This is a genomic window from Micromonospora sp. NBC_01739, assembly GCF_035920385.1.
In the GTDB taxonomy this organism is placed as follows: Bacteria; Actinomycetota; Actinomycetes; order Mycobacteriales; family Micromonosporaceae; genus Micromonospora.
In genome coordinates this window covers 6,038,197-6,063,011 of the sequence record NZ_CP109151.1, presented here as the reverse complement: position 1 = coordinate 6,063,011, position 24,815 = coordinate 6,038,197, and the positions used below count along the sequence as shown (strand labels likewise).

29 protein-coding genes are annotated in these 24,815 nt (G+C 69.3%); 10 read left to right on the top strand and 19 right to left on the bottom strand.

Going from position 1 to position 24,815, the window contains the following annotated elements; genetic code table 11:
- Positions 1-66 precede the first annotated feature (66 nt).
- From OIE53_RS27560 to OIE53_RS27550, 3 genes are all read right to left on the bottom strand, one after another.
- Positions 67-393, bottom strand: a complete 327-nt coding sequence (locus OIE53_RS27560) for a hypothetical protein (RefSeq protein ID WP_102660231.1) — start codon at positions 391-393, stop codon at positions 67-69.
- 98 nt (positions 394-491) lie between these two features.
- Positions 492-2,120 carry a 3-hydroxyacyl-CoA dehydrogenase family protein gene (locus OIE53_RS27555; protein ID WP_327024343.1) on the bottom strand — a complete coding sequence of 543 codons (1,629 nt, stop codon included), beginning with the start codon at positions 2,118-2,120 and terminating at the stop codon, positions 492-494.
- A 127-nt stretch (positions 2,121-2,247) separates the two neighbouring features.
- Positions 2,248-2,712, bottom strand: a complete 465-nt coding sequence (locus OIE53_RS27550) for an FHA domain-containing protein (RefSeq protein ID WP_327024342.1) — start codon at positions 2,710-2,712, stop codon at positions 2,248-2,250.
- A gap of 180 nt (positions 2,713-2,892) precedes the next feature.
- Between OIE53_RS27550 and OIE53_RS27545 the strand changes: the two genes are divergently transcribed.
- Complete coding sequence (locus OIE53_RS27545) at positions 2,893-4,395, top strand: aldehyde dehydrogenase family protein (protein WP_327024341.1); 1,503 nt, start codon at positions 2,893-2,895, stop codon at positions 4,393-4,395.
- Here OIE53_RS27545 and nucS read toward each other — a convergent pair.
- Complete coding sequence (nucS, locus tag OIE53_RS27540; protein ID WP_327024340.1) at positions 4,392-5,051, bottom strand: endonuclease NucS; 660 nt, start codon at positions 5,049-5,051, stop codon at positions 4,392-4,394. The two genes, OIE53_RS27545 and nucS, sit on opposite strands and share 4 nt — an antisense overlap.
- Positions 5,052-5,122: 71 nt before the next feature.
- Between nucS and OIE53_RS27535 the strand changes: the two genes are divergently transcribed.
- The 5 genes from OIE53_RS27535 (at position 5,123) to OIE53_RS27515 (ending at position 8,974) form a co-directional block, all read left to right on the top strand.
- Positions 5,123-5,743, top strand: a complete 621-nt coding sequence (locus OIE53_RS27535) for a DUF4126 domain-containing protein (protein WP_327027452.1) — start codon at positions 5,123-5,125, stop codon at positions 5,741-5,743.
- A 91-nt stretch (positions 5,744-5,834) separates the two neighbouring features.
- Positions 5,835-6,755, top strand: coding sequence for a polysaccharide deacetylase family protein (locus OIE53_RS27530; RefSeq protein WP_327024339.1), 921 nt, complete (start codon positions 5,835-5,837; stop codon positions 6,753-6,755).
- Between the two features lie 81 nt (positions 6,756-6,836).
- On the top strand, positions 6,837-7,136 hold the full coding sequence (locus tag OIE53_RS27525; RefSeq protein ID WP_327024338.1) for a DUF1540 domain-containing protein: 300 nt from the start codon (positions 6,837-6,839) through the stop codon (positions 7,134-7,136).
- A gap of 144 nt (positions 7,137-7,280) precedes the next feature.
- Positions 7,281-8,129, top strand: a complete 849-nt coding sequence (locus OIE53_RS27520) for an ABC transporter ATP-binding protein (protein ID WP_327024337.1) — start codon at positions 7,281-7,283, stop codon at positions 8,127-8,129.
- Positions 8,126-8,974 (top strand): ABC transporter permease, encoded by an 849-nt coding sequence (locus OIE53_RS27515; RefSeq protein ID WP_327024336.1) that lies wholly within the window; start codon positions 8,126-8,128, stop codon positions 8,972-8,974. Before OIE53_RS27520 ends, OIE53_RS27515 begins: the two co-directional genes overlap by 4 nt.
- A 107-nt stretch (positions 8,975-9,081) precedes the next feature.
- Here OIE53_RS27515 and OIE53_RS27510 read toward each other — a convergent pair whose 3' ends face one another.
- Both OIE53_RS27510 and murA read right to left on the bottom strand, forming a co-directional pair.
- Positions 9,082-9,930 (bottom strand): 3-hydroxyacyl-CoA dehydrogenase family protein, encoded by an 849-nt coding sequence (locus OIE53_RS27510; protein WP_327024335.1) that lies wholly within the window; start codon positions 9,928-9,930, stop codon positions 9,082-9,084.
- A gap of 150 nt (positions 9,931-10,080) precedes the next feature.
- Entirely contained in the window at positions 10,081-11,523 is a 1,443-nt protein-coding gene (gene murA, locus OIE53_RS27505; protein ID WP_327024334.1) for a UDP-N-acetylglucosamine 1-carboxyvinyltransferase, read from the bottom strand.
- Between murA and OIE53_RS27500 the strand changes: the two genes are divergently transcribed.
- Positions 11,522-12,094 (top strand): cob(I)yrinic acid a,c-diamide adenosyltransferase, encoded by a 573-nt coding sequence (locus tag OIE53_RS27500; protein WP_327024333.1) that lies wholly within the window; start codon positions 11,522-11,524, stop codon positions 12,092-12,094. The two genes, murA and OIE53_RS27500, sit on opposite strands and share 2 nt — an antisense overlap.
- The gene (locus tag OIE53_RS27495) at positions 12,091-12,375 is read left to right on the top strand and encodes a hypothetical protein (RefSeq protein WP_442791360.1); all 285 of its coding nucleotides are present in this window, start codon (positions 12,091-12,093) and stop codon (positions 12,373-12,375) included. The genes OIE53_RS27500 and OIE53_RS27495 overlap by 4 nt, the downstream gene beginning before the upstream one ends.
- On the opposite strand, the gene OIE53_RS27490 is transcribed toward OIE53_RS27495, so the two are convergent.
- Positions 12,321-12,899: a helix-turn-helix domain-containing protein gene (locus tag OIE53_RS27490; protein WP_327024331.1), complete on the bottom strand. Its 579-nt coding sequence runs from the start codon at positions 12,897-12,899 to the stop codon at positions 12,321-12,323. The genes OIE53_RS27495 and OIE53_RS27490 overlap by 55 nt on opposite strands.
- A gap of 74 nt (positions 12,900-12,973) precedes the next feature.
- Here OIE53_RS27490 and OIE53_RS27485 point away from each other — a divergent pair, with 74 nt between their 5' ends.
- Positions 12,974-13,315, top strand: a complete 342-nt coding sequence (locus tag OIE53_RS27485; protein ID WP_327024330.1) for a hypothetical protein — start codon at positions 12,974-12,976, stop codon at positions 13,313-13,315.
- The gene (locus OIE53_RS27480; protein WP_327024329.1) at positions 13,312-14,238 is read left to right on the top strand and encodes an alpha/beta hydrolase; all 927 of its coding nucleotides are present in this window, start codon (positions 13,312-13,314) and stop codon (positions 14,236-14,238) included. The genes OIE53_RS27485 and OIE53_RS27480 overlap by 4 nt, the downstream gene beginning before the upstream one ends.
- A gap of 78 nt (positions 14,239-14,316) precedes the next feature.
- On the opposite strand, the gene OIE53_RS27475 is transcribed toward OIE53_RS27480, so the two are convergent.
- The 12 genes from OIE53_RS27475 to OIE53_RS27420 form a co-directional block, all read right to left on the bottom strand.
- Positions 14,317-14,919 carry a hypothetical protein gene (locus tag OIE53_RS27475; protein ID WP_327024328.1) on the bottom strand — a complete coding sequence of 201 codons (603 nt, stop codon included), beginning with the start codon at positions 14,917-14,919 and terminating at the stop codon, positions 14,317-14,319.
- 734 nt (positions 14,920-15,653) lie between these two features.
- Complete coding sequence (locus OIE53_RS27470; RefSeq protein ID WP_327024327.1) at positions 15,654-16,112, bottom strand: DUF2550 domain-containing protein; 459 nt, start codon at positions 16,110-16,112, stop codon at positions 15,654-15,656.
- 12 nt (positions 16,113-16,124) lie between these two features.
- The gene (locus tag OIE53_RS27465) at positions 16,125-16,409 is read right to left on the bottom strand and encodes a F0F1 ATP synthase subunit epsilon (protein WP_327024326.1); all 285 of its coding nucleotides are present in this window, start codon (positions 16,407-16,409) and stop codon (positions 16,125-16,127) included.
- A gap of 87 nt (positions 16,410-16,496) precedes the next feature.
- Positions 16,497-17,651, bottom strand: a complete 1,155-nt coding sequence (locus tag OIE53_RS27460) for an LCP family protein (RefSeq protein WP_327027451.1) — start codon at positions 17,649-17,651, stop codon at positions 16,497-16,499.
- A gap of 227 nt (positions 17,652-17,878) precedes the next feature.
- Positions 17,879-19,315 (bottom strand): F0F1 ATP synthase subunit beta, encoded by a 1,437-nt coding sequence (gene atpD, locus OIE53_RS27455; protein WP_327024325.1) that lies wholly within the window; start codon positions 19,313-19,315, stop codon positions 17,879-17,881.
- A complete protein-coding gene (locus tag OIE53_RS27450) occupies positions 19,315-20,253 on the bottom strand; it encodes a F0F1 ATP synthase subunit gamma (protein ID WP_327024324.1) in 939 nt (312 codons plus the stop codon). Before OIE53_RS27450 ends, atpD begins: the two co-directional genes overlap by 1 nt.
- Positions 20,254-20,262: 9 nt before the next feature.
- Positions 20,263-21,909, bottom strand: a complete 1,647-nt coding sequence (atpA, locus tag OIE53_RS27445) for a F0F1 ATP synthase subunit alpha (RefSeq protein WP_327024323.1) — start codon at positions 21,907-21,909, stop codon at positions 20,263-20,265.
- A gap of 92 nt (positions 21,910-22,001) precedes the next feature.
- Positions 22,002-22,823, bottom strand: coding sequence for a F0F1 ATP synthase subunit delta (locus OIE53_RS27440; protein WP_327024322.1), 822 nt, complete (start codon positions 22,821-22,823; stop codon positions 22,002-22,004).
- Positions 22,823-23,347 (bottom strand): F0F1 ATP synthase subunit B, encoded by a 525-nt coding sequence (locus OIE53_RS27435; protein ID WP_327024321.1) that lies wholly within the window; start codon positions 23,345-23,347, stop codon positions 22,823-22,825. The genes OIE53_RS27440 and OIE53_RS27435 overlap by 1 nt, the downstream gene beginning before the upstream one ends.
- A 29-nt stretch (positions 23,348-23,376) precedes the next feature.
- Positions 23,377-23,601 carry an ATP synthase F0 subunit C gene (atpE, locus tag OIE53_RS27430; protein WP_327024320.1) on the bottom strand — a complete coding sequence of 75 codons (225 nt, stop codon included), beginning with the start codon at positions 23,599-23,601 and terminating at the stop codon, positions 23,377-23,379.
- Between the two features lie 87 nt (positions 23,602-23,688).
- Positions 23,689-24,510 (bottom strand): F0F1 ATP synthase subunit A, encoded by an 822-nt coding sequence (gene atpB / locus OIE53_RS27425; protein ID WP_327024319.1) that lies wholly within the window; start codon positions 24,508-24,510, stop codon positions 23,689-23,691.
- Positions 24,511-24,732, bottom strand: coding sequence for a hypothetical protein (locus OIE53_RS27420; RefSeq protein WP_327024318.1), 222 nt, complete (start codon positions 24,730-24,732; stop codon positions 24,511-24,513).
- Positions 24,733-24,815 lie beyond the last annotated feature (83 nt).

The following is a 24,815-nucleotide window of genomic DNA, read 5'->3' as shown; positions in this document are numbered from 1 at the left end:
CCAAGCCGCCGCCCGAGGTGACAAAGATCGCCCCGCCGGTCTCAGCTGTGCCTCCGCGCCCGGGTCTCAGCCGTGGCGTGGGGCGCCGCGTCCGCGCTGGATGACCGGGGCCCGGCGGTCGCGGGCCCGCCAGCACCCGCTGTGCCAGTGCCGCCGGTCGGTGAGGTCGCCACGGCCGTCGGCAGGCCAGGCGACCAGGTGCGCCACCCCGGGCCGAATCTCCTGGTCACAACCGGGACAGCGGTACGTCTTGACCGACGAGCCGCCGCTGATCCCGCGTACCTGCCAGTCGCCGTCGCGCCACTGCTGCACCGAGGCGACGCCCTGGCGGGCGCGTTCGGTGTCCAGACGCTCGGCGTCGTCACGGCGGGGACGGTTACGACGGGGGCTCACGCCGTCCAGCGTACGACCGTGCCCTACAGCGGCCCCGAGGGCGCTGGTGTTAACAAGGGGCCCCTGTTCTACCGCAGGCGTTAAAAGGGTGCCCTTCCTTACCCGCGGAAGGAGCGGGCGGCGGTTACCAGTTGTTCCAGCAGGGGTGCCGGGGCCAGGCCGGGCTCGCGGGACTGCCGGTACACCGCCCGCAGTACGGCCAGCGACCTGTCCGGTCCGATCGAGTCGAGCAGTTCGAAGGGGCCGGCCGGGTAGCCGCAGCCCAGCTTCATCGCGGCGTCGATGTCGTCCGTGGTGGAGTAGTGGGCCTCCAGCATCCGTACCGCGTCGTTGAGGTACGGGAACAGCAGGGCGTTGACGATGAACCCGGCGGAGTCTCCGCAGACCACCCCGGTCCGGCCCAGGGCGGCGACGACCGCCCGGGCGGTGGCCGTGGTCTCCGCCGAGGTGAGGATCGTCTGGACGATCTCCACCAGCGGGGTGGCCGGGTTGGCGAAGTGCAGGCCCACCACCTCGGCCGGACGCCCGGTGGCCATGGCCAGCTCGATCACCGGCAGGGTGGAGGTGGTGGTGGCCAACACCGCCCCCGGCTTGCAGACCTCACCCAGGCCGGCGAACAGCGCCTTCTTGACCTCCGGTTCGTCGGCCACCGCCTCGATCACCAGGTCCGCCTCGGCCAGGGAGGCCAACTCGGTGGCGGGGTCGACCTGGGTGACCTGGTAGCCCGCGGTGGTGAAGGACTCGACCAGGCCGGCGGCCAGGGTCCCCGAGCCGACCACCCCGACCGTGGCTACCGTTCGCGCCCCCTCCAGGGGTGCCGACGCCACCGGGGTCGACTCGTCCGGGACGAGCCGGCCGGAGCCGGGCCGCTCGTAGGTGTAGAAGCCTCGGCCGGACTTGCGGCCCAACAGCCCGGCGGTCACCATCTGCCGCAGCAGGGGCACCGGGGAGTGTCGGCGGTCCCGTCCGCCCCGCCGGTACATGGTGTCCAGGATCTCGTACGCGGTGTCCAGACCGATCAGGTCCAGCAGGGCCAGCGGGCCCATCGGCAGGCCGCAGCCGAGCTTCATCGCGGCGTCGATGTCCTCACGGGTGGCGTAGCGGGACTCGTACATCCCGATCGCCTGGTTGAGGTACCCGAACAGCAGGGCGTTGGCGATGAACCCGGCCCGGTCGGTGATGGTCACGTCCACCTTGCCCAGGCGTACGCACAGGGCCTCCACGTCCGCGACCACCTCGGCCGAGGTGACCACCGTGCGCACCACCTCGACCAGCTTCATCACCGGCGCGGGGTTGAAGAAGTGGATGCCGATCACCTGGTCGGGCCGGGTGGTGGCGACCGCGATCTCGGTGACGCTCAAGGAGGAGGTGTTGGTGGCCAGGATGGCCTCCGGCTTGCACACCCGGTCCAGTTCGGCGAAGAGGCGCTGCTTGAGGTCCAGGCGCTCGGGGACCGCCTCGATCACCAGGTCCACGGAGTCCAGGGCGCCCAGTCCGACGGCGAAGGTGACCCGGCCGATCAGGGCGTCCCGGTCGGCTTCGGCGAGCTTGCCCCGGGCCACCGCCCGGTCGGTGGAGCCGGTCAGGTTGGCCCGTCCCCGCTCCAGGGCGCCCTCGGAGATCTCCACGGCGACCACCTCGACGCCGTTGCGGGCGAACACCTCGACGATGCCGGCACCCATGGTGCCCAGACCCACCACACCCACCCTGGTGAATTCCCGCGCCATGACCCGGCCTCCCCTGTCCGCTCCACATGGCCGAACTGAACGGCCACTAAGGCTTTGGCGCGAGTCTGCCACGCGGTGACCGCTCAGGGGGCTCGGGGGCTCACACGGGAGCGGTTGCGCCCACCGGTCAGGGGGCCAGGGTGATCCGTCCCGGCGCCAGGTCGGCCGCAGCCGTGGGCAGCACCAGCGGGCTGCGCCGGTCCTGTAGGGGCATACCGAAGCTCAGGCCCACCGGGTCGGTCCGGGCCAGGGCGGGGTCGAAGAAGCGCAGCTCGGTGCGGCCGATCAGGATCATGTCGCCGTCGGTCAGGCTGACCGCCTCGGCGGTACGCAGCCCGTTCACCCAGGTGCCGTTGGTGGAACCGAGATCCACCAGGCGGACCCCCGCACCGGTCAGCCGGACCTCGGCGTGTCGACGACTCAGGTGGGGATCGTGCACGACGATGTCCGCCGCCGCGTCCCGGCCGATCACCATGGGGTGCGGACGCAGCCGGAAGCTCAACCCGCGCAGCGGGCCGGTGGCCACCGTCAACAGCGGCAACAGTTGCGGATGTTGCTCCATGGGCCGTCCGACCTCCACGTCCTGCGCCATCCCATGGTCAGCCTGCCATCCCCACCCGGTCACCTCCACCGACCATCCGGCCATCACCCAGTAACCAGCCAGCCACCTTCCGTTCGTCACTTCCATGGCCGCCAATACGGCGTTCGCCCGGACTTGACCCGGACCGAGCCCGTCCTACCGGTGAGTAGGTTTCGGGTCTAGACTTCCGCCATGACGGCTGTGCATCTGCCCGGCACCCCGGTGATCGAGGGCGATCAACTGATCTCGACCAGCCCGGCGACCGGCGCGGAGGCCGGCCGGTTGCCGCTGTCCACCCCCGCCGAGGTGGAGCAGGCCGTCGCGCGGGCCCGCACCGCCGGTCAGTGGTGGGCCGGGCTGGGCTTCGACGGCCGACGCGACCGGCTGCTGCGCTGGCGGCGACTGCTCGTGCAGCGGATGGAGCAGTTGGCGGAACTGGTGCACCTCGAGGGCGGCAAGCCGGTCGCGGACGCCATCGTGGAGATCGTCACCGCGGTGGAGCATGTCGACTGGGCGGCCCGCAACGCCCGCCGGGTACTCGGCCCCCGCAAGCTGCGCTCCCGGCTCATCCTGGCGGAGTTCACCGCCCACCTGGAGTACCAGCCGCACGGGGTGATCGGGGTCATCGGCCCCTGGAACTATCCCGTCTTCACCCCGATCGGCTCGGCCGCGTACGCGATGGCGGCCGGTAACGCGGTGGTCTTCAAGCCCAGCGAATACACCCCCCTCGTCGGGCAGTGGATGGTCGACACCTTCGCCGAGGTGGTGCCGGAACAGCCCGTCTTCACCGCCGTGCACGGGCTGGGGGACATCGGTGCCGCCCTGTGCCGCAGCGGGGTCGACAAGGTGGCCTTCACCGGCTCCACGGCCACCGCGAAGAAGGTCATGGCGGCCTGCGCCGAGTCCCTGACCCCGGTGCTGCTGGAGGCCGGCGGCAAGGACGCCATGATCGTGGATGTCGACGCCGACCTGGACGCCGCCGCGGAGGCGTGCGTCTGGGGTGCGATGACCAACGCCGGGCAGACCTGCATCGGCATCGAGCGGGTCTACGCGGTGGAGCCGGTCTTCGACGCCTTCGTGGAGAAGGTGGTCGAGCGGGCCGGGCGACTGACCGTGGGCCCGGAGGGCACCGACATCGGGCCGATCACCATGCCGAGCCAACTTGAGGTCATCCGCCGGCACATCTCCGACGCCCTGGCCCGGGGCGGACGGGCCGCACTCGGCGGCCCGGATTCGGTACGGCCGCCATACGCCCACCCGACCGTGCTGGTCGAGGTGCCGGAGGACTCCGCCGCCGTACGCGAGGAGACCTTCGGACCCACGGTGACCATCAACCGGGTCCGCGACGCCGACGAGGCTCTGCGGCGGGCCAACGCCCTGCCGTACGGCCTGGGGGGTTCGGTCTTCGGTGAGCGACGGGCGGTGGCCATCGCCCGACGCCTGCGCTCCGGCATGGCCTCGATCAACTCCACCCTGACCTTCGCCGGGATGTCCACCCTGCCCTTCGGCGGGGTCGGCGAGTCCGGCTTCGGTCGCATCCACGGCGAGGACGGGCTGCGGGAGTTCGGCCGGGCCAAGTCGATCACCCGCCGGCGGGCCCGCTCCCTGCTGCCGTCGACCACCTTCGAGCGGACCCAGGCCGACGTCGACCGCCTGGTCAAGGCGGTCAAGCTGCTGTACGGCCGGAAGCTCTAGAAGAGGGTCAGCTCGTCACGTTCGATGCCGCGCAGCCGGTCGTAGTTCACCGCCACACAGCGGATCCCCCGGTCCGTGGCGAGCACCCGGGCCTGCGGCTTGATCTCCTGGGCGGCGAAGACCCCGGAAACCGGGGCGAGCAGCGGGTCCCGGTTGAGCAGTTCCAGGTAGCGGGTGAGCTGCTCCACCCCGTCGATCTCGCCGCGCCGCTTGACCTCGACCGCGACCGTGCCTCCGTTGGCGTCCCGGCAGAGCAGGTCCACCGGGCCGATCGCGGTCATGTACTCCCGGCGGATCAAGGTGAACCCCTCGCCCAGAGTCTCCGGGTTGGCGGCCAGCAACTCCTGAAGGTGGGCCTCCACCCCGTCCTTGCGCAGCCCCGGGTCGACGCCCAGCTCGTACGAGGTGTCCTGGAAGATCTCCTCCAGGGTGATCCGCAGCTCCTCACCGGCCTTGTTGACCACCCGCCACACCCCGGGGGCCTCCTCCAGCCGACAGGGCGGGCTCATCCAGTTCAGGGGTTTGTAGGCCCGGTCGTCGGCGTGGATCGACACCGACCCGTCCGCCTTCACCATCAGCAACCGGGTGGCCGGCGGCAGGTGGGCCGAGAGCCGTCCGACATAGTCCACCGAGCATTTCGCAATCACCAACCGCACCCGACGAGGGTAGCGGAGGCACCGGGGATCGCCGTCGAGCGCCACTGGCGTGCCGGTGCCATGCTGAGATGGTGCTCGAACTGCTCACCGGTACCGGACTGGCCGCCTCGGCGGGATTGAACGCGTACATCCCGCTGCTGCTGATGGGCGGGCTGGCCCGCTACACCAGCGTGATCGACCTGCCCGGGGGCTGGCAGTGGCTGGGTAACGGCTGGGTGCTGGCCATCCTCGCCGCCCTGCTGGTCGTCGAGGTCGTCGCGGACAAGGTGCCCGTGGTGGACCATGTCAACGACGTGGTGCAGACCGTGGTCCGTCCGACGGCGGGCGGCCTGGCCTTCGGTGCCGGCTCGGCCGCCGAGACGGTGACCGTCAGCGATCCCGACAGCTTCTTCGCCAGTGGGGGCCAGTGGGTGCCGGTGCTGGTCGGGGTGGCCATCGCCCTCGGCATCCACCTGCTCAAGTCCGCCGCCCGGCCGGTCATCAACGCGGCCACGGCCGGCATCGGGGCCCCGGTGGCGAGCACCGCCGAGGACGCCACGAGTGTGGTGATGTCCCTGGTGGCGATCATCCTGCCGGTGCTGGTGCTGGTGTTCCTGGTCGCCTTCCTGCTCTTTCTGCCGTGGTTCCTGCGCCGTAGGGCGGAACGCCGCCGGGAACGCCGGGCCGCCCGGGAGGCCGGCTTCCGGGTCTGACCCGGGGGTACCCGCTGCGCCTCCGGCCCCGCCCCAGGCGCTGCCGGGCCGGATGATGTTGCCCGCCGGGCACGGTTGACATCATCCTCCGGTGTCCGTGAAGACTTCCCGCGTTCCGCTTCTGGCGACCCTGGCCGCCGTCCTCGGTGCCCTGACCCTGCTGGCCGTCCTTAACCCCCTGCGTCAGCCCGAGGGTGCCGACCTCGGGCAGCGGTCCGAGTCCGGCGCCAGGTTCGTCGAGGCGGAGGCCAGTGACCGGTCCGAGGCGTCGGCCAACCCGTCGAGTGCATCGTCCACCCCGCCGGCCGGGACCCTGCCCGGCGCTACCCGGACGGACGCGCTGCCCCCGGTGGTCGACCACGGCCCACGTCGGGGAAACAAGGTGGCGCTGACCTTCGACGCGGACATGACCGACGCGATGCGACGCCAGCTACGCAGCGGTGCCGTCACCTCGTACGCCAATCTGAAGATCATCGACCGGCTGGAGCGGGAGGGTGTCCCGGCCACCTTCTTCCTCACCGGCATGTGGGTGGAGCAGTACCCGAAGGTGACCCGGCGACTGGCCGCCAACCCGCGGTTCGAGTTGGCCAACCACACCTACGGGCACCTGGCCTTCACCGCGGACTGCTACGGACTGCCCCGCATCGACCGCCGGAAGATGACCGCCGACGTGGCCCGCACCTTCGACCTGGTCAGCGCCTACGGCGGTCGGCAGACCCGGTACTTCCGGTTCCCCGGGCTCTGCCACGACCGGGCGGCGCTGACCGCACTAGCCCCCCTCGGCCTGACGGTCGTCGACGGCGACGTGGTCAGCGGAGACCCCTTCGCCACCGCCTGGCAGCCGATCGTGCGGGCCGTGCTGGACCAGGTACGCCCCGGCTCGGTGATCGTCCTGCACGTCACCGAGGCCAACGCCCCGATGACCGACGAGGCGCTGCCGCACATCCTGGCCGGTCTGGCCGAACGCGGTCTCGAACCGGCCCTGCTCTCCGAGGTGCTCGGCGCGGGCTAGGCCGGTGGCCGGATCCCGCGAACCGGACCACACAGATCTCCCAGATGCCTAAAATCAGGCAAATACCTAGAGGAGGTCGCGATGACCGCAGCCTTGGAGATGCCGCGCGTCCAGGAGTGTGTGGTGGCCGCCTGCGCGTACAACCACACCAACGACTGTCACGCGTTCGCCATCACGATCGGCAGCATGGACCACGCCCACTGCCACACCTTCATCGAGATGCCGGCCATCCGGGCCGGTGCGGACGGCCAGAAGGCCCAGGTGGGGGCCTGCAAACGGGCCGACTGCCGACACAACGAGCAGTTGGAGTGCCAGGCTCCCTCGATCCGGGTCGGCCCGGACGCGGACATGGCCGACTGCATGACCTACAACCCCCGCTGAGGGGTAAGGAAGGGCAGTAAGGAAGGGCCCCTTCTTAACGCCTGCGGTAGAGGAAGGGGCCCCGCTTAACACCCCGGGGGTGGTGGCGGGAACCACCACCCCCGGTGCAGGTGATCCGCCGGTGCAGGTCGCACACTTGAGGTCATGAGTGACGAGGTCGCGATCCACGTCCGAGGGCTGCGCAAGGCGTACGGCGACAATGTCGCGGTGGCCGGGCTGGACCTGGACGTCCACCGGGGCGAGGTGTTCGCCCTGCTGGGGCCGAACGGTGCCGGCAAGAGCACCACGGTGGAGATCCTGGAGGGCTACCGGCACCGGGACGCCGGTGAGGTGCGGGTGCTCGGGGTCGACCCGCCCGAGGCCACCCCGCAGTGGCGGGCCCGAGTGGGCATCGTGCTCCAGGGCACCGGCGAGTTCGACGAACTGACCGTCGCCGAGGTGGTCCGCCACTTCTCCGCCTTCTATCCGGACGCCGACGACCCGGACAAGGTGATCGCCCGGGTCGGCCTGGCCGGTAAGGCCCGCGCCCGTACGCACACCCTCTCCGGTGGGCAGAAGCGCCGACTGGATGTCGCCCTGGGCATCATCGGCCGCCCTGAACTGCTCTTCCTCGACGAGCCGACGACCGGTTTCGACCCGGAGGCCCGCCGCGAGTTCTGGGATCTGATCCGGGACCTCTCCGCAGCCGGCACCACCATCGTGCTCACCACCCACTACCTAGACGAGGCCGAGGCCCTGGCCGACCGGGTAGGGGTCATCGCGGGCGGCCGACTGGTCGAGGTGGCCCCGCCGAACAGCCTCGGCAACCGGCAGGAGGCCCTGGCCACGGTCTCCTGGCGTACCCCCGAGGGCACCCTGGAGAGCGCGCAGAGCGCGACGCCGACGGCGCTGGTGGCGGAGTTGGCCGCGCGGCTCGGTGGCGAGGTGCCCGGCCTGACCGTCACCCGGCCCACCCTTGAGGACATCTACCTGCGGATGATCGGACACCGATGACCACCACGACGAAGTCGGCGCCCCCGGTCGCCGCCGCCGCGCCCGCCCGTCGGCCGGGGCCGGCAAGTCTCGCCCTGCGGCAGGGGCGGTTGGAGATCCGGCAGTTCCTGCGCAGCCGGGAATCCGTCGTGTTCACCCTCGGGTTCCCGATCATCATGGTGCTGATCTTCGCGTCGATCTTCGACGGCGACCTGGGCAGCGGGGTGAGCTACACCCAGTACTTCATCACCGGCATGATCGCCACCGGCCTGATGACGGTCAGCTTCCAGAACCTCGGCATCTGGATCCCCATCGAGCGGGACCGGGGAGTGCTCAAGCGCTACCGGGGCACCCCGATGCCGAAGTGGGTCTGGTTCGCCGGCAAGGTGATCATGGTGCTGGTGACCGGGCTGGTGATGACCGCCCTGCTGCTCACCGTCTCGGTGCTGCTGTTCGACCTGGACCTGCCCTCCACGGCCTCGGCCTGGCTGACCTTCGGCTGGGTCAGCGCGCTGGGGGTCACCGCCTGCACCCTGTGCGGCATCGCGATCTCCTCGCTGGCCCGTACGGCGCGCAGCGGCTCGGCCGTGGTCACCCCGATCGCCCTGGTGCTCCAGTTCATCTCCGGGGTCTTCTTCGTCTTCACCAACCTGCCAAGCTGGATGCAGCAGGTGGCGGCCATCTTCCCGCTCAAGTGGATGTGCCAGGGCCTGCGCGCGGTCTTCCTGCCGGAGAGCTTCGGCGCCAGCGAGCCGGGCGGCTCCTTCGAGCTGACCCGGGTCGCGCTGGTGCTGGGCCTGTGGTGCGTGATCGGCCTGGTGCTCTGCCTGACCACCTTCCGCTGGACCACCCGCCGCGACGGCTGACGGTGCAAGGAAGGGCCCCTTATTAACGAGATCCAGCTGATCTTGTTAATAAGGGGCCCTTCCTATGCACGAGGCGTTAAGAAGGTGCCCTTCCTTACATCACACCCTCAGTACGAGTAGAAGCCCTGGCCGGACTTGCGGCCCAGGTCACCGGCGGTGGCCATGCGCTGGAGCAGCTCCGGCGGGAAGAACTTCTCGTCGGCGGTGTCGGTGTAGATGTTGCGGGTGGCGTTCAGCAGCACGTCCACACCGGTCAGGTCGACCGTGGCCAGCGGGCCCATGGCGTGCCCGAAGCCGAGCTTGCAGGCGGTGTCCAGGTCCTCGGCGGAGATCACCCCGGCCTCGACCAGCCGGACCGCCTCCATGGCCAGGGCGCAGATCAGTCGGGTGGTGACGAAGCCGGCGATGTCCCGGTTGACCACCACGACGGTCTTGCCGATCCCCTCCGCGAAGGACTTGACCGCCTCCAGGGTCGCGTCGCTGGTCTTGTAGCCGCGGACCAGTTCGCAGAGCTTCATCATCGGCACCGGGGAGAAGAAGTGGGTGCCGACCACCGCCTCCGGACGCTCGGTGACGGTCGCGATCTGGGTCACCGGGATGGCCGAGGTGTTGGTGGCCAGGATCGCGTCCGACTTGCAGATCCGGTCCAGCGCCCGGAACACCTCGTGCTTGATCTCCAGCCGCTCGAAGACCGCCTCGACGACGATGTCCGCCTCCGCCGCCGCCTCCAGGTCGGTGGTCGGGGTGATCCGTCCCAGGGTCGCCTCGACCTCCTCGGCGGAGATCTTGCCCTTGTCGGCGAACCGGGTCAGTGAGGTCCGGATGCCGTCCAGGCCGCGCTGCGTCGCCGCCTCGTCCAGATCCCGCAGGGTCACCTGCCAGCCTGCCTGCGCCGCCACCTGGGCGATGCCCGAGCCCATCAGCCCGGCACCGACAACCGCGAGTCGACCCGCCATCTGTTGCTCCCTCGCTGCGATTCGGAGTCTCTGCCTGCATCCTGCGAAGCCCTCGGCTCGACCGAGGACTCTCGACACAGACCCTAGTCGGCGGTACTGAACGACCGCTAAGGCGGTTCAGCCGGACGGCCCGGCGGCTCAGGCTTAGGCTCAGATGCTCAGTTCCGGCTCCTCCGGCGCGGTGGCTCGCTCGACCTCGATGCCGAGGGCCCGCAGGTCGGCTACGAAGTCGGGATAGCCCCGATCCACGTGGTGCACATGGGACACCTCGGTCACCCCGTCGGCACAGAGCCCGGCGATGATCAGTCCAGCGCCGGCCCGGATGTCCGTGGCCCGAACCGGTGCGCCGGAGAGCTGTTCACGGCCGCGTACGACCGCGTGATGCCCGTCGGTCTTGATGTCCGCGCCGAGGCGCATCATCTCGTTGGCGAACATGAACCGGCCGTCGAAGATGTTCTCCGTGATCAGGGAGGCGCCCTCGCTGAGCGCGGCCAGACCGATCGCCATCGGCAGCAGGTCGGTGGCGAAGCCCGGATAGGGCAGGGTCACCACGTCCACCGCCCGGGGCCGGTCATCCATCCGTACCCGGAAGGCGTTGGCCCGGGTCTCCACCAGCCCACCGGCCGCGACCACCTTGTCCAGCGCGATCTCCAGGAAGCTCGGGTCCAGGCCGGTCACGGTGACGTCGCCGCGGGTCATCGCCGCCCCGAAGGCCCAGGTGCCGGCGACGATCCGGTCCCCCACGGTCGCGTGCCGCACCGGCTGCAGCCGGGGCACCCCGACGACCGTGATGGTGGAGGTGCCCTCGCCCTCGATCAGCGCCCCCATCCGGATGAGCATGGTGCAGAGGTCCACGATCTCCGGCTCCCGGGCCGCGTTGTCGATCACGGTGGTCCCGTTGGCCAGCACCGCCGCCATCACCAGGTTCTCGGTGGCCCCGACACTGGGGAAGTCCAGGGTGATCTCCGCGCCGTGCAGCCCCTGCGGAGCGGAGGCGATCACGAAGCCGTGCTCACCGGAGATGTCCGCGCCCATCCGGGTGAGCCCGGCGATGTGCATGTCCAGCCCTCGCGAGCCGATGGCGTCCCCGCCCGGGTGGGCCACCCGTACGTAGCCGCGCCGGGCCAGCAGTGGACCGAGTACGCAGATCGAGGCGCGCAGCCGACGTACCAGGTCGTAGTCGGCCTCCACCCCCGGCTGCTCCGGCACCTCGATGGACACCGAACGGGAGCGGGGCACTCCCCCGCCCGCGACCATCGGGTCCACCGGGTCGTCCGCGTCGAACCGCACGTCGCAGCCGAGTCGGCGCAGCACCTCCCCCATGATGGCGATGTCGGTGATCCGCGGCACGTTGGTGATCACGCTTCGACCCGGGGCCAGCAGGGCGGCGGCCATCAGCTTCAACGCGGAGTTCTTGGCGCCGACCACGTGCACCGTGCCGGCCAGTCGGGCCGCCCCGTTGACCCGGATGACGTCGACATCCGATATCGCCGGGTCGCCCGCGTCGCCCGGTCCGACCCCGGCGGACCAGCCGGTGCCCGGCTGCGGGCGCGTCGGGATGGTCAGGTCGGGTATCCGTAGGCTGTGCGTCATGGCCGTCCACCTCACGCGCATCTACACCAAGGCCGGCGACGCCGGCATGACCAGGTTGAGCAACAACGAGCAGGTGTCGAAGACCGATCCACGGATCTGCGCGTACGCCGATGTCGACGAGTGCAACGCGGCGCTCGGCGTGGCACTGGCCCTGGGGCAGCTCGACGAGTCCCTGCGTACGGTGCTGGGGCAGATCCAGAACGACCTGTTCGACGTGGGCGCCGACCTGTCCACCCCGGTCGAGCCGGACCCCAAGTACCCGCCGCTGCGAGTCACCGAGGAGTACGTCGAGCGCCTTGAGGGCTGGTGCGACGAGTTCAACGGACGCCTGAGCACGCTCGACTCCTTCATCCTCCCCGGCGGCACCGCGGGCGCGGCGCTGCTGCACGCGGCGCGGACGATCGCCCGGCGCGCCGAGCGGTCGGCGTGGGCGCTCGTCGCACACGACCCCGACCGGACCAGCCTCCTTCCGGCAAAGTATCTCAACCGGCTGTCGGATCTGCTCTTTATCCTGTCAAGAACGGCAAATCCGGACGGAGACGTGCTATGGGTCCCCGGCGGAGGCCGGTGACGGTCGGCGCCCTGCACCACGTGGAGGTCTGGGTACCCGACCTGGGCGCGGCAATGCACAGTTGGGGCTGGCTGAACCATCTGGCCTTTCACGCCGGTCCACCCGCCGCGGTGGACCGGCTTGTCGAGCAGGCCCCGGCGTACGGCTGGGAACTGCTCTTTCCCGACCGTCACCCGTACGCCGGTGGCGCCGGCACCTACGCCGCCTACCTGGCCGACGGGCAGGGTTACGAGGTGGAGTTGGTGGCCTCCGACGGCACGGTGCCCGGCCCGTCTGCCTGAGCGGGGAGCAGCAGGGTGGTGAACAACCGCCGCACCCGGTCCGGCCCCGGCCCCAAGGCCGCGTACTCGGCGAACAGCTCCCGCAACCGGGTGATGAACTGGACCACCTCGGCGTCGCTGGCGTAGAACGCGTTCTGCCGGTAGCCGACCAGATCCCGGGCCAGGTCCCCGCCACCGTTGTCCAGATAGCGGTCGAAGTCGGCCAGCAGCCCGGCGACGAAGGTGAGGAAGGCCCGGCGGTGCTGCTCCGGGGTCATCCCGCGGATCGCCTCGGCGTCCACCGCAGCCGCCGCCTCGTCCAACTGGTAGCTGCGCTCGATCGCACCCCGGATCCGCCGTTCCCCGACCGACCGCAGAACCCCGTGACCGGCGAGGGTGCCGACCTGCCGGTACAGGGTCGCCGGGGGCACGTCCGCCAGTTCTCCCCGTAGGTCGGCGGTGGTCAGCGTCCGGCCGCCCAGAAATGCCTGGACGATCCGCAGTCGTACCGGATGTAGCAGCAGCTCAGCAGTGTCGAGGGCCACACTCGCCTCCCCGTTGTTCTCGCTTCTGATAATGTTCTCACTGACGAGATTATAGCGAGCACTAAGGAGCGCCGATGGCCGCCATCGACCTCACCCCCGATTCGATCCGCGTCCGGCTCACCCCTGCCGAGAAGCTGTGGGCGCTCCGGGGCGACGTCACCGTTCCGCGTTCCGCCGTAACCGCCGTCACCGTGCAGCCCGACGGCCTGCGCGCCCCCCGAGGCATCCGGGCACCCGGCCTCGGCCTGCCCGGCGCCCGCAAGGTCGGCACCTGGCGCGGCCGGGCCGGCAAGGAGTTCGTCAGCGTCCGCGCCAACCAACCGGCCGTGCGCATCACCCTGACCGGCCAGCGGTACGACGCCCTGGTCATCGGCGCCGACGACGCGGCCGCCGTGGCCGAGGCGGTACGCCGGTGAGCACCGAGCGCGAACTGACCTTCGACTCTGCCGGTCACCGCCTGGTCGGCACCCTGACCCTGCCGGACGGTCCGGGCCCCCACCCCACCGCCCTGCTGCTGCCCGGCTCCGGGCCGCTGAACCGCGACGGCGACCACCGCCGGATGCGCGTCGGCATCCAGCGGGACCTGGCCGCCGCGCTGGCCACCGCAGGTGTCGCCACCCTGCGGTACGACCGGCGTGGAATCGGCGAGAGCTCCGGCGGGTTCTGGCCCACCGGGTTCCACGACAACGTGGACGACGCCCAGGCGGCCTTCGCCGCCCTGGGGGCCGAGGCAGACGTGGACAGCGGGGCGCTGTTCCTGGTCGGGCACAGCGAGGGGGCACTGACCGCCACCGTGCTCGCCGCGCGTGGCGTGACCACCGCCGGGCTGGTCCTGCTCTCCAGCAGTGCCCGGCTCGGTGCCGAGGTGCTGCGCTGGCAGACAGCCCAGATCCTGCCCAGCCTGCCCGCCCCGGTACGCCTGCTACTGCGGCTCATGCGTCTGGACCTGGTGGCCAGGGTGTCCCGCAACCACGAGAAGATCCTGGCCACCACCGGCGACGTGACACGGATGGGCGGGCAGCGGATCAACGCGAAGTGGATGCGGGAGTTCCTGCGGTACGACCCCCGGCCCGACCTCGCCCGCATCAGCGCGCCGATCCTCGCCGTCACCGGCACCAAGGACCTTCAGGTGGACCCGGCCGACCTGACCCTGATCGCCGAGCACGCGGGCGGCCCGGTGCAGACCCGGCTCCTGCCGGACGTCACCCACGTGCTGCGCCACCAGCCGGGCCGGGCGTCCCTGGGGGCGTACCGCCGGGAGATCCGCAACCCGGTCGACCCGGCGGTCACCGAGGCTGTCGTCGACTGGCTCCGCGCCCGGGTCACCGAGCTGACCTGATGCGAAGACGCCGAAGAGCCGGCACCCGAGATCGGGTACCGGCTCTTCGCGTTGTCTATCGGGGTCAGTTGTTGCCTGTCAGCTGTTCCAGTGCTGGGCTACCAGGTCGGCGGCCATCTGCTCCCACTGGGCGTAGTGGTCCGGGTACGCCGACACCTGCACGGCCTGGGCGGCCTTGGTCAACGGCATGTCCTGCCAACCATCAACCTGCTTGAGGCCCTTCAGGAACGCGGTCGTGGAGTACTCGGGATCGGTGATCTGCTCCACCGTGCCCCAACCACTGGACGGCCGCTGCTGGAACAAGCCCTGGGAGTCGTGGTCGTTGCGGTCACCCAGGTGACCCAGGTTCTCCAACTTCGACTCCTGCAACGCCGTCGCGATCGACACCACCGCGGCGCGTTCGTCCATGCCGTTCTTCTTCGTGGCCGCGATGATCGCCTTCGTGTTCGCGACCTGCTCAGCGTCCAGATCGATGCGGGACTGCCTGCCCTGCACACCATGCGGAATCAACTTGCCCGTATCGGGCTTGTCAGCCTTCGGCTTTTCGGCCTGCGCGACGGCCACCGGACTCGACTTCACCGGAGTGGCGTCCGCCTGAGCAGCCACCGGGCCAGCGAAGACACCACCGGCGAGGGCCACACCAGCAATACCGAGCACACTGTTACGGAAGATCGAGTTCATGACCAAGCTCCATTCGGGGGTAGACACACACCACGAAAGGGGGATCGGGTGCGTGCAAACGCCATCAGGCGCTGAAAACAGGGGGGAAGAATCACCGGCTGACACACGGGGCCGGGGCACTTCACGCACGAGACCCGGGCCCTTCGCGGACCGGAGGGCTTCGCACGGGGCATGGCCCTTCGTGGCGCCGGGACCATGTACAACGACCGGCTGCCCGCCATCATTCCCGCCGGGCCAGACACTCACGGAGCCATCTGCCCAGCTCAGGCGGCCTGCATCGGCCGGTCAGGGATGTCCAACCACCCGCCAGCCGCCACCATTCCCGAGCCCGAGCCCGAGCCCGAGCCCGAGCCACGAGGGCCGAGCCCTGCGGGCCGAGTCGGACCCGAGCGCCGTGCACCTGAGCCCCGACGGGCGGAGGGCTCGCGCCGTTTCGCCGAAATGGCGGTATCCCGTCGGGCCGGACCCCGCCATTCCGGCGAAACGGAGTCGATCACCCGCATTTGGTGCGCGCCTGAGGCCCCGCTTGCGCGGATTGCGCCGATTGCGCGGGCAAATCGCCGAAACAAGCCCAAATTACTCAGGTGAGCCATCCGGCAGTCAGCCGTTGAGCCAGGCGCCCGACCAATGGCGCCGGACCTCGACGGCCAAGGGACCAACCGCACAAGCGGACCAACGGCCTTAGATACCGACCGGCCGAGTCAATCGGCGGTCGAGCCGTCGGACTTGGCGGGTCAGGCTGCGGGCCAGTCCTGTTGAGGGATCAGACGTGGCGAGACCGCCCCCGGAGGAGCGGCCTCGAGCCAGGATAGGAACCCGGTGACGGTGGATCGCGCCATGGCGATCTCGACCGGGGCGTGTCGACTCGTACAGCGGAGGATGATCCAGTCCGCCGGCATGGACATCCGTTCCTGTCCCTCCGGCAGCCGCCGCCGCTCCACGTTCAGCCCCTCACGGGAGAGCACCCGCTTGGGGCGTACGGCGAAACTGACCATCCGGTACCAGCGGAGTTCGTCCCCGACGAACCTGCCGAAACCGGGCGACCATCCGCGGCCGTCGAGCATGGTGGAGGTCCGGACGCTGAGCCGGATGATGCCCCCGCTTCGGGTGACAAGTGCCCGCCGGATGAAGAGGAACAGGATCGCGCCGAGAATGACGGCGAAGCCGATTCCGATCCCTTCCACGATCTCCATCGGCGGATCGGCTCAGTTGTCCGAAGTGACGGAGGCCGGGGTGGCGCTCTCGGCGAGGACGGTGACGCCCTGCCCGTTCACGGACAGGAAGCCGCCGGACACCTCGTAGGCGAGCTGCTCGCCGCCGGGGAGCTTGATGCGTACTCGGCCGGGCTCGGCGAGCTGACCGAGCAGGGGCGCGTGCCCCGGCAGCACACCCAGCTCACCTTCGGTCGTCCGGGCCATGACCATCTCGGCCTTGCCGGACCAGACCTTCTCCTCTACGGCCACGAGCTGGACGTTGAGCTGCTCTGCCACGCTGTCTCCTTGCTGAGGCGGATTGGGGAAAGTCTAGTCACCCTGCGGACCTGTGTTACAGCCGGGTGCCGAGACGTGCACCACGATTCAGCCCTTGTTCACCAGCTTGGGATGTTCGAGAAGGAACGGATCCAGCAGGCCCCGCTCCAACGCCACGAAGAAGTCCTCCACCTCGGGCTCGAACTTCTCGCCGAGGTAGTTGTTCCGGTTGCCGAAGACCCCGCCACCCGGAAGCTTGATCATCTGGATGTTGCCGGGACGGATGTCCTTGAGGGCCAGCCCGAAGTCGACCACGCTGTGGCCCCGCCCGCTGAAGATCAGCGACTCGCCGGCGGCCCGCAGCACCCGGTCCAGCTTGACGGGGTTGGTCACCACGTCGGCGCTGAAGGCCTGGGCGGCCATCGCCTTGACGAACTGCTGCTGGTGTCGCTGACGGCCGTAGTCACCGTCGGGCACACCGTTCTTCGGGTACCGCTGGCGGACGTAGTCCAGCGCCTGCCACCCGCTCAGGTGCTGCTTGCCCTTGGGGTAGACGGCCTGCGGCCCGATGTAGCCCTCGCCGTTGGGGTTGCCCTTACGGTGCTTGCCGTCCGGCTCCCGGTGCTCGGAGCGGACCTCCCGCTCGATGTTCATCGTGACGCCGCCCATCGCGTCGACGATCTTCTGGAAGCCGGAGAAGTTGATGATGGCACCGGCGTCGAACCGCTTGATCCCGGTGACGTTCTGCACCGTGGTGGCCAGCAGTTCGAAGCCCCGCGCCGGGTCCGGCTTGCCGCCGTCGGGCACCCGGCTGCCGAAGGACATCGCGTCGTTCAGCTTGGAGGTGGCACCGTTGAAGTTCGCCCGGGGGTACGCAGGGATCTCCACGTAGAGGTCGCGGGGCATGGAGAAGAGGTAGGCCCGGTCCAACTCCTCCGGCACGTGCAGCACCATGATCGCGTCGGCCAGCGGTGCGGTCCGGTCGTTGCGGGGGTCGATGCCGACCAGCAGGATGTTGAGCGGCCCCTTGATGTCGCTCTTGCGCTCACTGGCCCCGGCCGCCTGGTCGCCGAAGAGGTCCGCCTTGCCGATCGCTCCCTCGTAGCGGGCCATCAACGCCTCGGCACCGACCAGTGAGGTGCCGCTGAGCATCATCAACACGACACCGAAGATGGTGCAGAACCTGGCCCAGCCCGGCACGCCACGCCAGATCGACGAACGCCCACCGCGCTTGTCGCGCCTGCCGGCCTTACCCACGAGCATCTCCGTTCGTCGCATCCCACAGGGGATACGGGTACGCGCATCCGAATGGTTGAACACGGTCACCGCTCATCGGCGAATGAGCGTGGAATAGACGGTATCTCGCGAGTTACGTGATCGCCGAGCACCGAAAACCGGACAGCGGCGACAGAATCTGTTCAAGCCGAGCGAAAAGACCGCCCCGGAGTTGTCCGGGGCGGTCCTTTTCGTCAACGCAACTGTGCGAAGGGTCAGCCCTTCATCAGCTCGGCGGCCTTCTTCTCCAGGTCGTCGAGCCCACCGCACATGAAGAACGCCTGCTCGGGGAAGTGGTCGTACTCCCCCTCGCTGATCTTCCGGAACGCCTCGATGGTCTCCTTGATCGGGACCGTCGAGCCGGGCACGCCGGTGAACTGCTCCGCCGCGTAGGTGTTCTGCGACAGGAAGCGCTCGATCCGCCGGGCCCGCTGGACCGTGATCTTGTCTTCCTCGGAGAGTTCCTCGATGCCCAGGATGGCGATGATGTCCTGCAGGTCCTTGTACCGCTGGAGGATCCGCTTGACCTCGCTGGCCACCTGGAAGTGCTCCTGGCCGACGAACTCGGGGGCCAGGATCCGCGACGAGGAGGCCAGCGGGTCCACCGCCGGGTAGATGCCCTTGTCGGAGATCGACCGCTCCAGGTTGGTGGTCGCGTCCAGGTGGGCGAAGGTGGTGGCCGGAGCGGGGTCGGTGTAGTCGTCCGCCGGCACGTAGATCGCCTGCATCGAGGTGATGGCCTGGCCCCGGACGGAGGTGATCCGCTCCTGGAGCTCGCCCATCTCGTCGGCCAGGGTCGGCTGGTAACCCACCGCGCTGGGCATCCGGCCCAGCAGGGTGGAGACCTCGGAACCGGCCTGGGTGAAGCGGAAGATGTTGTCGATGAAGAGCAGCACCTCCTGCTTCTTCACGTCCCGGAAGTACTCCGCCATGGTCAGGGCGGAGAGGGCGACCCGGAGCCGGGTGCCCGGCGGCTCGTCCATCTGGCCGTAGACCAGGGCGGTCTTGTCGATGACGCCCGAGTCGGTCATCTCGTGGATGAGGTCGTTGCCCTCACGGGTCCGCTCACCCACACCGGCGAAGACCGAGGTACCACCGAAGTTACGGGCCACCCGGGTGATCATCTCCTGGATGAGCACCGTCTTGCCCACGCCGGCACCGCCGAACAGGCCGATCTTGCCACCCTTGACGTACGGGGCCAGCAGGTCGATGACCTTGATGCCGGTCTCCAGCATCTCGGTCTTCGGCTCCAGGTCCGCGAAGGCCGGGGCCTTGCGGTGGATGCCCCAGTGGTCGTCGGCCTGGATGGTCTCGCCCTCGGTGAGGTTGAGGCACTCGCCGATCGCGTTGAAGACGTGACCCTTGACGGCGTCACCGACCGGCACCCGGATCGGGTAGCCGGTGTCACGAACCTCGGCACCCCGGACCAGACCGTCCGTGGGCTGCATCGAGATCGCGCGGACCAGGTTGTCACCCAGGTGCTGGGCGACCTCCAGGGTCAGCGTCTTCTCGCCGCCGGAGAGGGTCACGTCCACGTGCAGGGCGTTGAAGAGGTCCGGCATGGCGTCGCGCGGGAACTCGGCGTCGACGACCGGGCCAATGACCCGGACCACGCGACCAGTGGCCGTCTTGGTCTCTACTGGGGCAGTCATCACACTTCACTTCCCGACGCGGCCAGCGCGTTCGCGCCGCCGACGATCTCGCTGATCTCCTGGGTGATCCCGGCCTGGCGGGCCGAGTTCATCTCACGCGTGTACTTGTCGATCATCTCTTCGGCGTTGTCCGTGGCGCTCTTCATCGCCCGCCGACGGGCCGCCGACTCGCTGGCCGCCGACTCCAGCAACGCCGCGTAGATCCGCGTGTTGATGTACTTCGGCAGCAGCGCGTCGAGCAGTTCCTCCGCGTCCGGCTCGAACTCGTAGTCCGGCAGCAGGCCGGGGGTGGCCTCCGACCGGGGCCGCTCCTCGACCTGCAACGGCCCGATGATCCGGGTCACCGGCGTCTGGGTCATCAGCGACTTGAACTCGGTGAAGACGATGTGCAGTTCGTCCACCCCGAGCACACCGTCGGCACCCGGACCGCCGTCGACGTCATCCGCACCGGCGGTGAACGCCTTGACCAGGGTGTCGCCCACCTCGCGGGCGTCGGCGAACGACGGCTGCTCGGAGAAGCCCGTCCAACTGGCCTCGATCGGCCGGTTACGGAACCGGTAGAACGACACGCCCTTACGCCCGACGACGTAGAGCACCGGCTCCTTGCCGTCCTCCTTGAGCCGCGCGATCAGCGACTCCGCGGTCTTGATGGCGTTGGTGCTGTAACCGCCGGCCAGACCTCGGTCGGCGGTTACCAGCAGCACGCCCGCCCGCCGAACCCGCTCGCGCGGGGTCAGCATCGGGTGGTCGACCGAGGCGTTGGACGCCAGCGCGGTGAGCACGCCGGTGATGGCCTGGGCGTACGGCAGGGACGCCTCCACCCGGGCCTGAGCCTTGGCGATCCGGCTCGTCGCCACGAGCTCCATCGCCTTGGTGATCTTCTTCATCCCCTTCGCCGAGCGAATGCGTTGACGAAGAACACGTACCTGCGCCGCCATGGCCCGACCCTACTTCTTCTGGGCCGAGGAACCGCCGCTGTAGCGGGTGACCGTCTCGTGCTCGGCCTCGCCTTCCAGCGGCGCCGCCGGCGCCTCGTTGATCGTGCGCTCGTCCTCGCGGCCGAGGAAGCCCTTCTTGAACTCCGTGACGGCCGAGTCGAGGGCGGCGATGATCTCGTCGTCCCACTTGTTGTCGGCGATCGCCTGGAGGGTGGCGTTGTACTTACGCCGCAGGTGCTCCAGGAACTGGGTCTCGAAGCGCCGCACGTCACCGACCGGGATGTCGTCCAGCTTGCCCTCGGTACCGGCCCAGACCGAGACGACCTCGTCCTGCACCGGGTACGGCGAGTAGTTCGGCTGCTTGAGCAGCTCGACCAGACGGGCACCACGGTCCAGCTGGGCGCGGGAGGCCTTGTCCAGGTCCGAGGCGAAGGCCGCGAAGGCCTCCAGCTCACGGAACTGGGCCAGGTTCAGCCGCAGCGAACCGGAGACCTTCTTCATCGGCTTCATCTGCGCGGCGCCACCGACCCGGGAGACCGAGGTACCGACGTTGATCGCCGGGCGGACTCCCTGGTTGAACAGGTCGGTCTCCAGGAAGATCTGGCCGTCGGTGATCGAGATGACGTTGGTCGGGATGAAGGCCGAGATGTCGTTGGCCTTCGTCTCGATGATCGGCAGGCCGGTCATCGAGCCGCCGCCCATCTCGTCGGAGAGCTTCGCGCAGCGCTCCAGCAGCCGGGAGTGCAGGTAGAAGACGTCACCCGGGTACGCCTCACGGCCCGGCGGGCGACGCAGCAGCAGCGACACGGCCCGGTACGCCTCGGCCTGCTTGCTCAGGTCGTCGAAGACGATCAGGACGTGCTTGCCGCCGTACATCCAGTGCTGCCCGATGGACGAGCCGGTGTAGGGGGCGAGGTACTTGAAGCCGGCCGGGTCCGAGGCCGGGGAGGCCACGATGGTGGTGTACTCCATCGCGCCGGCCTGCTCCAGCTGCCCCTTGATGGAGGCGATGGTGGAGGCCTTCTGACCGATGGCGACGTAGATGCAGCGAACCTGCTTCTTCGGGTCGCCGGAGGCCCAGTTCTCCCGCTGGTTGAGGATGGCGTCCAGCGCGACCGTGGTCTTACCGGTCTTACGGTCACCGATGATCAGCTGCCGCTGGCCACGACCGATCGGGGTCATCGCGTCGATGGCCTTGATGCCGGTCTGCAGCGGCTCGAAGACGGACTGCCGGGCCATCACGTTCGGGGCCTGGAGCTCGAGCTCACGGTAGCCCTCGTCGGCGATGTCACCGAGGCCGTCGATCGGCTGGCCGAGCGCGTTGACCACGCGACCGAGGAAGGCGTCACCGACCGGCACGGAGAGCACCCGGCCGGTGCGCTTGACCCGCTGGCCCTCCTCAAGCCCGGAGTAGTCGCCGAGGACGACGACACCGATCTCCCGGACGTCGAGGTTCAGCGCCACGCCGAGGGTGCCGTCCTCGAACTCCAGCAGCTCGTTGGTCATGGTCGAGGGCAGGCCCTCGACGTGGGCGATGCCGTCACCGGTGTCGGCGACGGTGCCGACCTCCTCACGGGAGACGTCGGGCGAATAGGAGGAGACGTAGCGCTCAAGCGCGCCGCGGATCTCCTCCGTCGAGATGGTCAGCTCGGCCATCCTCTGCTTCCTTAAGTATCAGGGGCCCGGGATACCTAGTACCGACCGGTCCTCGGGTCGACTGTTATTCCGGGCGCATCGCGGGGTGCAGGTCAGCGCTTTGCGAGCGCGTTACGGGTCTCGTTGAGGCGGCGCAGGATCGTCCCGTCGTACAGGTCCGAACCCACCCGAACGCTCGCTCCGCCGAGGATCGTCGGGTCAACCGTAAGCTTCACGGCGACCACCCGGCCGTAGATGGCCGAGAGCTGGTCCGTCAGCCGACGCTCCTCGTCCTCGGTCAGCGGTGCCGCGACGGTCACGTACGCGACCTGCCGGTCGCGGCGTTCCGCCGCCAGCTCTACCAGCCGGGACAGCGCGGTGGAGAACGATCGGCCACCGAAGCCGGCCAGGGCCGCCTCCGCCAGTCGCACCGTCGTCGGTCGGGCCTTGCCCGTCAGGAGCATCCCGATCAGCTCGGCCCGCTGCGCCACCGGCGCCACCGGGTCGGACAGGGTGTTGGACAGCTGCGGATCCCCCGCGACCACCTGGCCGAAGCGGAACAGCTCGTCCTCCACCTCACCGAGTTCGCCGGCGCGGTCGGCACCGGCGAGCAGCGCCTGCACGCCGAGGCGCTCCACACCGTCGAGCAGCTCCGACGGCGCCGACCACCGGCCGGCGACCAGCCCGCCGAGCAGGTCCAGCGTCTCCGCGCCGACCTTGCCGGAGAGCACCCCGGTCAGCAGACCCGTCCGGTCCGCGCCCTCGCGGGCCGGGTCGGACAGGGCCCGACGCAGCCGGACCTCCCGCCGCAGCAGGTCTGCCACGGCGAGCAGTTCGGTGCCGGTGGTGGTGATCGCCGTTGGCTCGGCGCCGCGGACGTACTCCTCCAGCCGCGCCAGGGCGGTGGCGTAGGACTCCCGGCTGGCGGCCTGCATCAGCGGGCCCCCGCGCTCTCGAGATCGGTGAGGAAGCGCTCGACGGTGCCCTTGCGGCGGGCCTCGTCCGCGAGCGACTCGCCCACGATCCGACCGGCCAGGTCGACCGCGAGACCGCCGACCTCCGCGCGCAGCTCGCGCACGATGGTTTCGCGCTCCACGGCCAGCGACTCCCGGCCGGCGGCGATGATCCGGTCGGACTCCTCCCGGGCCTTGGCCAGGATGTCGGTACGGATCGACTCGGCGTCGGCCCGGGCGTCGTCCCGGATCTGTGCCGCCTCGGTACGCACCTCGGCGAGCTGGGCCCGGTACTGCTCGAGAAGTTGGTTGGCCTCGGCCTGCGCCGCTTCGGCGCGCTTGAGGCCACCCTCGATCGCGTCGACCCGCGCCTGGTACATCGTCTCCATGCGCGGCATGACGAACTTCAGCAGCACAAAGCAGAGCAGGGCGAAGGCGATCGTCCCGATGACCAGCTCCTGCCAGATCGGCACAAGCGGGTGATGACCTTCGGCAGCGAGATTCATGTCAGACCTCCGGGTCGACTAACGGACGGTCAGCTGACGGCGAAGGCAAGCACCAGGCCGAAGAGGGCGAGCGCCTCAACCAGGGCGAAGCCCAGGACCAGCCAGGTGCGGTTGTAGCCGGCCGACTCGGGCTGGCGGGCGCTGGAGTTGATGTACGCCACGAAGATCAGGGCCACACCGACAGCGGGGCCGATGGCGGCGAGGCCGTAGCCGATCGTGTTGACGTTACCGCTGATCTCGGCAAGAACAGTCATTGCGGGTATTCCTCCTGTTTGACGCGTGAGGGTTTCACGCGTACGCGGTCGTACCTAAAGCTCGGGCGGGCATCCCACCGGGTCGGATCAGTGTTCGTCCGAAAGCGAGGTCCCGATGTAGTTGGCGCTCAGCGTGACGAAGACGTAGGCCTGCAACAGCGAGACCAGCACCTCGAAGAAGGCCATCACGATCGCCATCAGGAAGGCGAAGACGGAGGTCGCCTGGATGAAGAGGTTGTCCGAGGCGAGCAGCACGAAGCCACCGACCGTGAAGACCAGCAGGATCAGGTGACCGGCGAACATGTTGGCGAAGAGTCGCACCGCCAAGGTGACCGGCCGGTTGATGAAGGTCTGCAGGAATTCGATCGGCACCAGCAGGAAGTGCATGGGCCAGGGAATGCCCGGCAGGATCAGGCTCTGCTTGAGGTAGCGGCCCACGCCGTGCTTACGCATACCGACGTAGATGTACATCGCATAGGTGACCGCCGTGAGCACGATCGGGAAGGCGATGTGTGAGTTCGGCGAGATCTGCAACCCGGGAGTGATACCGAACAGGTTGGTCACCGCGATGAAGCAGAACAGCACGGTGAAGTAGGGCGCGAACTTGATGCCCTCCTTGCCCATCTGTTCCCGGGCGATGTTGTCCCGCACCAGGCCGTAGACGGATTCCGCCATCCACTGGCCCTTGCTCGGCACCAGCTTGGGGTTCCGGTACGTGAGCAGGAAGAAGATCATCACCAGCCCGACGGCCAGCCAGATCATGAGGGTGAACTTCGTGACCCACGGACCCGCGAGATCCGGCGGATAGAAGTCATCGACCTTGGGGGGCCATGGAAGGCCCTCTGCGGCGACAAACTGTCCGCTCAACGTGTCATCCTCCGCACTCGACAGACCCGCGTGTGCCGGCACTCAGGCACTGAGCCTCTTCATGATCAGGTAGATCGCTCCGGCTGCGCCGAGCATCATGCCCACCCCGATCCCGATGCCGGTCGGCAGGCCGAGGAGTTTCGCCGCCAACCAACCGAGGAATCCCCACGCCACGATGCCGGCGAGCAGGTAACCAAAAACGGCTCCGGCTACGCCTTCCGACGAGTGCTCGTCGGAGTTTCCGTGGTGAGGGCTGTCGGCCATGACGAGGCGAACACTATCAGCCAGGAGTTTCGCAGATGTGCGGCACCCCCCACACTGCGAGCAGCGTGCGGGCGGCGAGTGCG

Excerpts from the sequence above, each read along its gene's own strand:
- atpD (WP_327024325.1), bottom strand. The coding sequence starts at position 19,315 with ATGACTGCCCCAGTAGAGACCAAGACGGCCACTGGTCGCGTGGTCCGG.
- OIE53_RS27545 (WP_327024341.1), top strand. The coding sequence starts at position 2,893 with ATGACGGCTGTGCATCTGCCCGGCACCCCGGTGATCGAGGGCGATCAA.
- murA (WP_327024334.1), bottom strand. The coding sequence starts at position 11,523 with ATGACGCACAGCCTACGGATACCCGACCTGACCATCCCGACGCGCCCG.
- OIE53_RS27520 (WP_327024337.1), top strand. The coding sequence starts at position 7,281 with ATGAGTGACGAGGTCGCGATCCACGTCCGAGGGCTGCGCAAGGCGTAC.
- atpA (WP_327024323.1), bottom strand. The coding sequence starts at position 21,909 with ATGGCCGAGCTGACCATCTCGACGGAGGAGATCCGCGGCGCGCTTGAG.
- OIE53_RS27420 (WP_327024318.1), bottom strand. The coding sequence starts at position 24,732 with ATGGCCGACAGCCCTCACCACGGAAACTCCGACGAGCACTCGTCGGAA.
- OIE53_RS27470 (WP_327024327.1), bottom strand. The coding sequence starts at position 16,112 with ATGGAGATCGTGGAAGGGATCGGAATCGGCTTCGCCGTCATTCTCGGC.
- OIE53_RS27435 (WP_327024321.1), bottom strand. The coding sequence starts at position 23,347 with ATGAATCTCGCTGCCGAAGGTCATCACCCGCTTGTGCCGATCTGGCAG.
- OIE53_RS27450 (WP_327024324.1), bottom strand. The coding sequence starts at position 20,253 with ATGGCGGCGCAGGTACGTGTTCTTCGTCAACGCATTCGCTCGGCGAAG.
- OIE53_RS27460 (WP_327027451.1), bottom strand. The coding sequence starts at position 17,651 with ATGCTCGTGGGTAAGGCCGGCAGGCGCGACAAGCGCGGTGGGCGTTCG.
- OIE53_RS27500 (WP_327024333.1), top strand. The coding sequence starts at position 11,522 with ATGGCCGTCCACCTCACGCGCATCTACACCAAGGCCGGCGACGCCGGC.
- OIE53_RS27440 (WP_327024322.1), bottom strand. The coding sequence starts at position 22,823 with ATGCAGGCCGCCAGCCGGGAGTCCTACGCCACCGCCCTGGCGCGGCTG.
- OIE53_RS27515 (WP_327024336.1), top strand. The coding sequence starts at position 8,126 with ATGACCACCACGACGAAGTCGGCGCCCCCGGTCGCCGCCGCCGCGCCC.
- OIE53_RS27525 (WP_327024338.1), top strand. The coding sequence starts at position 6,837 with ATGACCGCAGCCTTGGAGATGCCGCGCGTCCAGGAGTGTGTGGTGGCC.
- OIE53_RS27555 (WP_327024343.1), bottom strand. The coding sequence starts at position 2,120 with ATGGCGCGGGAATTCACCAGGGTGGGTGTGGTGGGTCTGGGCACCATG.
- OIE53_RS27485 (WP_327024330.1), top strand. The coding sequence starts at position 12,974 with ATGGCCGCCATCGACCTCACCCCCGATTCGATCCGCGTCCGGCTCACC.
- OIE53_RS27550 (WP_327024342.1), bottom strand. The coding sequence starts at position 2,712 with ATGGCGCAGGACGTGGAGGTCGGACGGCCCATGGAGCAACATCCGCAA.
- OIE53_RS27475 (WP_327024328.1), bottom strand. The coding sequence starts at position 14,919 with ATGAACTCGATCTTCCGTAACAGTGTGCTCGGTATTGCTGGTGTGGCC.
- OIE53_RS27510 (WP_327024335.1), bottom strand. The coding sequence starts at position 9,930 with ATGGCGGGTCGACTCGCGGTTGTCGGTGCCGGGCTGATGGGCTCGGGC.
- atpE (WP_327024320.1), bottom strand. The coding sequence starts at position 23,601 with ATGACTGTTCTTGCCGAGATCAGCGGTAACGTCAACACGATCGGCTAC.